This is a genomic window from Microbacterium sp., from assembly GCF_049661145.1.
Classification (GTDB): domain Bacteria; phylum Actinomycetota; class Actinomycetes; order Actinomycetales; family Microbacteriaceae; genus Microbacterium.
Genome location: NZ_JBASZT010000092.1, coordinates 1 through 8,159, shown reverse-complemented (window position 1 = coordinate 8,159; position 8,159 = coordinate 1). Strand labels below are relative to the sequence as shown.

7 protein-coding genes and 1 pseudogene are annotated in these 8,159 nt (G+C 67.6%); 5 read left to right on the top strand and 3 right to left on the bottom strand.

All coding sequences use genetic code 11. The features are described from left to right. Positions 1 to 115 precede the first annotated feature (115 nt). The 3 genes from WBP48_RS04130 to trpD form a co-directional block, all read right to left on the bottom strand. Positions 116 to 1,102, bottom strand: coding sequence for a PHP domain-containing protein (locus tag WBP48_RS04130; protein ID WP_424436498.1), 987 nt, complete (start codon positions 1,100 to 1,102; stop codon positions 116 to 118). Positions 1,103 to 1,161: 59 nt separating this feature from the next. Further along, positions 1,162 to 1,656 carry an aromatic ring-opening dioxygenase LigA gene (locus WBP48_RS04125; RefSeq protein ID WP_424436495.1) on the bottom strand — a complete coding sequence of 165 codons (495 nt, stop codon included), beginning with the start codon at positions 1,654 to 1,656 and terminating at the stop codon, positions 1,162 to 1,164. A 134-nt stretch (positions 1,657 to 1,790) separates the two neighbouring features. Next, entirely contained in the window at positions 1,791 to 2,843 is a 1,053-nt protein-coding gene (gene trpD / locus WBP48_RS04120; protein WP_424436492.1) for an anthranilate phosphoribosyltransferase, read from the bottom strand. 143 nt (positions 2,844 to 2,986) lie between these two features. On the opposite strand from trpD, the gene WBP48_RS04115 reads away from it, so the two are divergent. The 5 genes and pseudogenes from WBP48_RS04115 to WBP48_RS04095 all read left to right on the top strand — a co-directional run bounded on the left by WBP48_RS04115 (position 2,987) and on the right by WBP48_RS04095 (position 7,848). Beyond that, entirely contained in the window at positions 2,987 to 3,631 is a 645-nt protein-coding gene (locus WBP48_RS04115; RefSeq protein ID WP_424436489.1) for a cytochrome c oxidase subunit 3, read from the top strand. 20 nt (positions 3,632 to 3,651) lie between these two features. Beyond that, the gene (locus tag WBP48_RS04110; RefSeq protein WP_424436486.1) at positions 3,652 to 4,452 is read left to right on the top strand and encodes a c-type cytochrome; all 801 of its coding nucleotides are present in this window, start codon (positions 3,652 to 3,654) and stop codon (positions 4,450 to 4,452) included. 57 nt (positions 4,453 to 4,509) lie between these two features. Further along, positions 4,510 to 5,589, top strand: a complete 1,080-nt coding sequence (locus WBP48_RS04105) for a Rieske 2Fe-2S domain-containing protein (protein WP_424436483.1) — start codon at positions 4,510 to 4,512, stop codon at positions 5,587 to 5,589. After that, entirely contained in the window at positions 5,586 to 7,322 is a 1,737-nt protein-coding gene (locus tag WBP48_RS04100) for a cytochrome b (protein WP_424436480.1), read from the top strand. The genes WBP48_RS04105 and WBP48_RS04100 overlap by 4 nt, the downstream gene beginning before the upstream one ends. A gap of 117 nt (positions 7,323 to 7,439) precedes the next feature. Next, a pseudogene (locus WBP48_RS04095) lies at positions 7,440 to 7,848 on the top strand (rhodanese-like domain-containing protein). The last annotated feature ends 311 nt before the right edge of the window (positions 7,849 to 8,159 follow it).

The following is an 8,159-nucleotide window of genomic DNA, read 5'->3' as shown; positions in this document are numbered from 1 at the left end:
GCATCCGCCCGCCGGGTCGCAAGTGGTCGCAACCCGCGCGCGAATCCGACCACACGCGACCCCGCCCGCACGAGTCGCACCCAGCGCAAGCCACAGCGGGCGACAACTCAGTCGCTCAGCGCGCGAGCCACTCCCGCAGCCGCGGCAGCGGCCAGGTCGTCACGATACGCTCCGCAGGGATGCCGAGGCGTTCCGCGCGGGCGGCACCCTCGTCGATCAGACCGAGCTGCCCGGGTGCGTGGGCGTCGGAGTCGATCGAGAACAGGCAGCCGCACTCCAGAGCGAGGACAATGAGCTCATCGGGAGGATCCTCGCGCTCAGGGCGTGAGTTGATCTCGACCGCGACGCGGTGCGACACGCATGCGTCGAAGACGGCTGCGGCGTCGAACGTCGACGGCGGGCGGGTTCCCCTCGCCCCCGTGATGAGCCGTCCGGTGACGTGTCCCAGCACGTCGACCCGACCGCTGGAGACAGCGGACACGAGCCGGCGCGTCATCGGCGCGGAGTCCATCCGCAGCTTGGAATGCGCCGAGGCGACGACGACGTCGAGCTCATCGAGGAGCTCGGGCTTCTGATCGAGGCCGCCGTCCTCAAGAATGTCGGCTTCGATCCCGCTCAGCAGCGTGAAGCGTTCGTCGGAGTACGCCGGCAGCTGCTCGAGTTGTGCGCGCAGCCGTTCTGGCGACAGCCCGTTCGCCACACGCAGCCGAGGCGAGTGGTCGGTCAGGGCGAGGTACTCGTGGCCGAGGTCGCGGGCGGCGGCCGCCAGCTGCGCGATCGACGTCGTTCCGTCGGACCACTCCGAATGGCTGTGCAGGTCGCCGCGCAGCGCCGCGCGCAGTTCCGAACGCGCCGGCGTGTACCGCTCGCGCAGCTCCGCGAGATAGCGCGGAACCTCCCCGGCGAGCGCTTCCTGGATCACGGCGAACGACGTGTCGCCGATCCCTCTGCGGCGGCGCAGGCCCGCGGCATCCACCAGTTCGGCGGGGGTCAGCCCCTCCAGCACAGCGGCGGCGGTACGGAATGCCGACGAACGGTAGCGCAACGCCCGCTCGCGCTCGAGCAGCGTCGCGATCTCCAGAAGCGCGTCAGCAGGGTTCACGGTCGCACCGGGAAACGCCGGAACGGGCCTGCGCGGGGCGCGGACCCGTTCCGGTGGAGTCAGGAGCGGGTCACCGACGATCTGCGAACGATCACCGGCACCGACGCGAGCCGGGCCAGCGCCGCGCCGAACAGTATCGCGAGAATGCCGACGCCGATCGCGAACGCCGCGACGCCGAACGAGACGACCGACGTGAACAGCGACGCCCGCAGGAACGACGCGTTCATCATGGTCGCGCGTACGGGGTCTTCGCGGTCGAGCTCGGCATAGGTCTTGCCGCCGGACGACTCCAGGGCGTGGTGCTGGATGATGTCCGCCTGCACGTAGGCGGTGAAGGGGCCGGCGACGGTCTGACCCTGGAACGCCATCGCGTCGTCGGGGATCGTGATGTTCTCGGCGCGCAGCTGAGTGGACACCATCGCCCAGATCACGACGCCGACGACGATGAGGGCGATGCCGCCGAGGATGCCGAGGATTCCGGCGACCTTGACGAAACCCACCTTCTTCTGCGGGGGTTCGACGGTGTCGGCGGTGGCGGGGACATCTGCAGACATGAGGTCGTTCCTTCCGTGATCGGCTGTTGCCCTCAACGTAGCCGCCTGCCCGCGTGGGGCACCACAGGAGGAACCGGAGAAAACCCCCGCCGCAGCACGGCGCGGCGGCCCCTCAGTGACCGCTCAGCGGTTGCTCAGTGGTTGGTGCCGGCGACCCAGCGGGAGAGCAGCTGGGCGGCCGTCCCGTCGTCGATCGCGGCCGCAGCGGCATCCCGCGCACGGCCGAGGCGTTCGATGATCGGGTACTGCACCTGGGTCGCATCGCGGAACAGCTCGAACGCCACAATGCCGGCGGCGGCATTGAGCAGGACGATGTCGCGCACCGGCCCCTGCTCACCCTCGAGCACCCGATGCACGACGCCGGCGTTGTGGGCGGGGTCGCCGCCGATGAGGTCGCCGATATCGGCGAGCGGGATGCCGAGATCGCGGGGATCGAGATCGTGCTCGTGGATGTCGCCGCGGCTGACCTCCCAGATCCGGCTGTGGCCGGTCGTCGTCAGCTCATCGAGCCCGTCATCGCCACGGAAGACGAGCGCCGACGCGCCGCGCGTCCGGAACACACCCGTGATGAGCGGCACCCGGTCGAGGCTTGCGACGCCCACCGCGTTGGCCTCGGCGCGCGCCGGGTTGCACAGCGGGCCGAGAAAGTTGAACACGGTGGGCACGCCCAGTTCGGCCCGTGTCGGCCCCGCGTGGCGGAACCCGGGGTGGAACGCCGACGCGAACGCGAAGGTGATGCCCACTTCCGCCAGCACCTCGGCGACCCGCTCCGGCGGAAGCGTGAGATCGATGCCGAGCGCGCCGAGCACGTCGGAGGAGCCGGATGCCGAGCTGGCTGCCCTGTTGCCGTGCTTGACCACCGGGATGCCGGTCGCGGCGGCGACGATCGCCGACATCGTCGACACGTTCACCGTGCCGAAGCGATCCCCCCCGGTGCCGACGATATCGAGGACCTCGGCGGGCACCGGCAGCGGTAGCGCCGCCTCGAGGATGGCGTCACGGAATCCGACGATCTCATCGACCGTCTCGCCCTTCGCACGCAGAGCGAGGAGGAAGCCGCCCAACTGCGATGGTGTCGCCTCGCCGCGCATCACCTGCCGCATCGCCCAGGTCGACTCGGACACGCTGAGGTCGCGCCGCTCCAGCAGCGTGGTGAGGACCCCAGGCCAGGAATGCATCTCCGCCATGAGCATCGATCCTATCGGCAGCTGCTCGGCGAACTCCCGGCGGGCGCACAGCGGGCTCTGATCCCCCCGAAAGTCGATCGCGAATCATGGAAATGTCGGGCGCACCTTCAGTGATGCGAAAACCGGGCGCCGAATCCGCCATAATGGGGAACGTGACGACCACTTCAGCGACCTATTCCCAAGCCTTGCGTTCCGTCAAGCGTCCGGATCCGGTCGCGGTCGGCACCATCGTCTGGCTCGGCAGCGAGGTCATGTTCTTCGCGGGACTGTTCGCGATCTACTTCACGCTGCGCGCGGCCGCACCCGAGTTGTGGGCCGAACGCACCCAGGAGCTGAACGTCCCGTTCGCGGCCGCGAACACCGTCATCCTGATCCTGTCGTCGTTCACCGCTCAAGCCGGCGTCTTCGCCGCCGAACGGTTCCAGTCCTACCGGAGCGGTTCGTTCTGGCAGTTCCGTCAGTGGGGCATGGTCGAGTGGTTCTACCTCAGCTTCATCATGGGCGCGGTGTTCGTCTCGGGCCAGGTGTGGGAGTACGCCACCCTCATCGCAGAGGGCATGCCGATCACCGCGGACTCCTATGCATCGGCGTTCTACCTCACGACTGGCTTCCACGCGCTGCACGTGACCGGCGGTCTCCTCGCGTTCCTACTCGTCATCGGCCGCGCCTTCGCTGTCAAGAACTTCGGACGTAAGGAGATGACTTCGGCGATCGTCGTGTCCTACTACTGGCACTTCGTCGACGTCGTGTGGATCGCGCTGTTCCTCGTCATCTACTTCCTCAAGTGAGAGCGGAGCTGACTACTTCCATGGCACCCCAGACCACACGCCGCAAGACCGGCCGCCGCAGCAAGTGGGCCGCGGCCGCGCTCATCGGCATCGGCCTGCTCGTCACGGGTGGCGTCTACGCCGGAGCTTCGGCGGCGATGGCCGCGACCGAGCCCGCAGCGGTATCCAGCGCCCTCACCGCAGACGACGGCAAGAAGCTGTTCCAGGCCAACTGCGCCACGTGCCATGGCTTGAACATGGAGGGCACCGCAGACGGCCCCTCGCTGTACGGCGTGGGCGAGCTCGCCGTCGAGTTCCAGATGTCGACGGGCCGGATGCCGCTGCAGATGCAGGGTCCGCAGGCACCGCAGAAGCCGGCGCAGTTCACCGAGGACCAGATCAGGGCGATCGCCGCCTGGGTGCAGTCCGTGTCCCCTGGTCCGACCTATCCGTCCGAGGAGATCCTCGACGGCGAGGGCGATGTGGCCAACGGCGCGGAGCTCTTCCGCACCAACTGCGCCATGTGCCACAACGTCGCCGCCGCCGGCGGGGCGCTCACCGAGGGCAAGTACGCCCCCGCCCTCACGAGCACGAGCGCGCTGCACATGTACGCCGCGATGGTCACCGGCCCGCAGAACATGCCGGTGTTCAACAACATGACCCTCACGCAGGACGAGAAGCGCGACATCATCTCGGCGCTGCTGTTCCTGCAGGAGAACGAGTCGGCGGGCGGGTTCTCACTCGGTTCGCTCGGTCCGGTCTCCGAGGGTCTGTTCATCTGGATCTTCGGCATCGGGACGCTGATCGCCATCACCGTGTGGATCACGGCGAAGTCGAACTGACGGAATCCCGATCGGGCATCTGTGGATATCGGAACTGACGTAGGGAACGGACGCACCATGGCACACGAGGAAGACGCGCTCGAGCACGAGAGGCGCTCGTGGCAGCCCTCCCCCGGGCTCGCCGTCGCGGTTCCCGACCCCCTGCAGAACCCCGGGCTGCCGCCGCACCGGGAGCGCATCACGGACAAGGATCCGGCCGCCATGAAGCGCGCTGTCCGCACCGTGTACACGCTGTTCTACCTCTCCCTCGCGGGCAGCATCTGGGCGATCGCCGCGTACATGCTCTTCCCCATCGAGAGCGGTCGGCTCGTCGACATCCGCCACAACAACCTCTTCATCGGTCTCGGGATCGGTCTCGCGCTGCTGGCCATCGGCCTCGGCGCGATCCACTGGTCGAAGGCCATCATGAGCGACCGAGAGTTCGTCGAGCCCCGCCACGCGACGCGCGGCCGGGACACGACGCGCGAAGCCGCTGTTCAGGCATTCCGCGATGCGAACGAGGAGTCAGGTTTCGGACGCCGCACCGCCATCACAGGTTCGCTCTTCGCGGCGCTGGTCGCCTCGATCCTGCCGGGCATCACCCTGTTTCGCGGTCTGGCACCTCACAACACTGCGGAAGACCCGATTGCGGGTGACCCCGTCGCGCTCCTGCACCACACGATGTGGAAGAAGGGCGAGCGCCTCGCGCACGACCCCAGCGGCGAGCCCATCCGCGCCGCCGATCTGACGCTCGGGTCCGCAGTCCACGTCATCCCCGAGTCGCTCGCGAGCCTCAGCCACCACGACGGATACCTGGAGGAGAAGGCCAAGGCGATCGTCCTGCTGGTGCGGCTGCTCCCGGAGCAGCTGCCGGCGGCAGAGAACAAGCTGGAGTGGTCGTACAACGGCATCGTGGCCTACTCCAAGGTCTGCACGCACGTCGGCTGCCCCGTGGCCCTCTACGAGCAGCAGACGCACCATCTGCTGTGCCCGTGCCACCAGTCGCAGTTCGACGTCTCGCGCTCCGCGGCCGTCATCTTCGGCCCCGCGGCCCGTCCGCTGCCGCAGCTGCCCATCGCCGTCGATGACGAGGGTTATCTGGTGGCGCAGAGCGACTTCACCGAACCCGTCGGCCCGAGCTTCTGGGAGCGCCATTGAGCACCGCGACTGTCACCGAGACCGGCCCTGACACCGCCGCAGACGCCTCACGGTCCGAAACCCCCGAGAAGCCCCTCGGCGGCCGGTTCGTCGCGGGAGCGGCGAACTACATCGACGAGCGCACGAGCCTCTCCGGCTTCGTCAAGGAGCTCGGGCGCAAGATCTTCCCCGACCACTGGTCGTTCATGCTCGGCGAGATCGCACTGTGGAGTTTCGTCGTGGTCCTGCTGTCGGGCACGTTCCTGACGTTCTTCTTCCAGGCATCCATGGTCGAGACGCACTACAACGGCTCCTTCCTGCCGCTGCGCGGCGTGGAGATGTCGGCGGCGCTCGATTCCACTTTGCGCCTGTCGTTCGACATCCGTGGCGGTCTGCTCGTCCGTCAGATCCACCACTGGGCCGCGCTCGTGTTCGTCGCAGGCATCGGCGTGCACATGTTGCGCGTGTTCTTCACGGGCGCCTTCCGCAAGCCGCGCGAACTGAACTGGTTGATCGGGTTCGTCCTTTTCGTACTCGCGATGGCCGAAGGATTCACCGGATACTCCCTGCCCGACGACCTGCTCTCCGGCAACGGCCTGCGCATCATCGACGGCATCATCAAGGGCCTCCCGATCATCGGCACCTGGACCTCGTTCCTGTTCTTCGGCGGTGAGTTCCCAGGCACCGCGATCGTGGGTCGTCTGTACACGCTGCACATCCTGCTGCTACCGGCGATCCTTGCCGGGCTCCTCGTCGTCCACCTCATGCTCATGGTCATCAACAAGCACACGCAGTTCGCCGGCCCCGGCCGCAAGAACGACAACGTCGTCGGCTATCCGATGATGCCGGTGTACATGTCCAAGATGGGCGGCTTCTTCTTCATCACGTTCGGCGTCATCGTGCTGATCGCCGCGCTGTTCACGATCAACCCGATCTGGAACTATGGACCGTACGACCCGTCGCCGGTGTCCGCAGGCACGCAGCCGGACTGGTACATCGGCTTCGCCGACGGCGCCCTGCGGCTCGTGCCGCCGCACTGGGAGATCGTGCTGTGGGACCGCACCTGGTCGTTCAACATCCTCATCCCGGGCGGCGTCTTCAGCATCTTCCTCGTGATCGTCGCGATCTACCCCTTCATCGAAGCGTGGATCACCGGCGACAAGCGCGAACACCACATCGCCCAACGCCCGCGCAATGCCCCGACGCGCACCGCGATCGGCGTCGCCGGAGTGTTCTTCTATGCCGTGCTGTGGGCCGCGGCATCCTCCGACATCATCGCCACCCACTTCTGGCTCACGATGGAAGGCGTCATCCACGCGCTGCAGGCGCTGCTGTTCATCGCACCCGTACTGGCGTACTTCATCACGAAGCGGATCGCCCTCGCGCTGCAGAAGAAGGACCGCGAGATCGCGCTGCACGGCTATGAGTCCGGTCGGATCGTGCGGCTGCCCGGCGGCGAGTACATCGAGGTCCACCAGCCCGTCGACCAGTACGAGGTCGTCAAACTGGTCGACTTCGAGACCAACGAGCCGCTCGTGGTACGCCCCAACGATCAGGGTCGCATCCCGTGGCACGAGAACCTGCGCGCGTCGATCTCGCGCTGGTTCTTCGAGGACCGCCTCACTCCCGTCACGCAGGCGGAGCTCGAGGATGCACGGGCACACCAGCACCACGCGCTGGACCACCTCGCCGAGACGGAGCAGGCCGAGATCGAGGGCGGCGCTCCGGCGAAGGATGCCGACGACAAGAGCTGACGCCACGATGTGGTGACCGCACGGTGATGTGGCGACCGCACAGCGTGGCAGTGATGCGGCGAGGAGTGACCGTCAGAGTCCTCCTCGCCACTTCGTCGTTGTCGTAGCCTCGGGGACATGACCGACGCTCTCGCCTATTTCTCCGCCAAGCTCGCCCACGAGACCGACCCGTCCGATGTCTACGCCGCGCGTCGGGCCGGCGAGCGGTTCGCGCTCGTGGACGTCCGCGGGGCCGAGGCATGGGCACAGGGTCATGTCGTCGGCGCCATCCACCTGCCGTACCGCGACATCGCGGCGCGAGCGTCCCGAGAGCTCGATACGGCAGTGCCGGTGGTCGTCTACTGCTGGAGCCCCGGCTGCAACGCGGGCGCAAAGGGCGCGATCGAGTTCGCGAAACTCGGCTACGCGGTCAAGGAGATGATCGGGCGGGTACGAGTATTGGGCGCGGGAAGGATTGCCCATAGAGGGAGCCACCGGCGCCCTCCCCCGCACCTTTGACCCCCTCGTGATGGTCGTCCGCGACTGAGGGCGGCGGGATCCAGGTCGACTTGCCGAAATTGGTCGTTTGGTGGCCGGTGAAGCGACCAAAGTCGGCAAGTCGGGGCCGTCGGGGCCGGTTCGGAAGCTAGCCGGCGCGGGCGTCGAACGACTCGGTGAAGCGTGCGGCAGCGGCCCCCGCGAACGCGGGTCGGTCGGCCGAGGGTGCGCCGTTGGGTATTTGGACCTGTGAGCACCGCTGATTATTGCGGTTGAGCACCACTGGATATTGGGTTCCAGCACCAGTCGGTATTGCCGGTGAGCGCCACTCCCGCGGGGCGACGCTCACCGGCCTGGCTC

Coding starts and splice junctions, on each gene's coding strand:
- WBP48_RS04125 (WP_424436495.1), bottom strand. CDS start 1,656: ATGTCTGCAGATGTCCCCGCCACCGCCGACACCGTCGAACCCCCGCAG.
- trpD (WP_424436492.1), bottom strand. CDS start 2,843: ATGGCGGAGATGCATTCCTGGCCTGGGGTCCTCACCACGCTGCTGGAG.
- WBP48_RS04115 (WP_424436489.1), top strand. CDS start 2,987: ATGGGGAACGTGACGACCACTTCAGCGACCTATTCCCAAGCCTTGCGT.
- WBP48_RS04110 (WP_424436486.1), top strand. CDS start 3,652: ATGGCACCCCAGACCACACGCCGCAAGACCGGCCGCCGCAGCAAGTGG.
- WBP48_RS04105 (WP_424436483.1), top strand. CDS start 4,510: ATGGCACACGAGGAAGACGCGCTCGAGCACGAGAGGCGCTCGTGGCAG.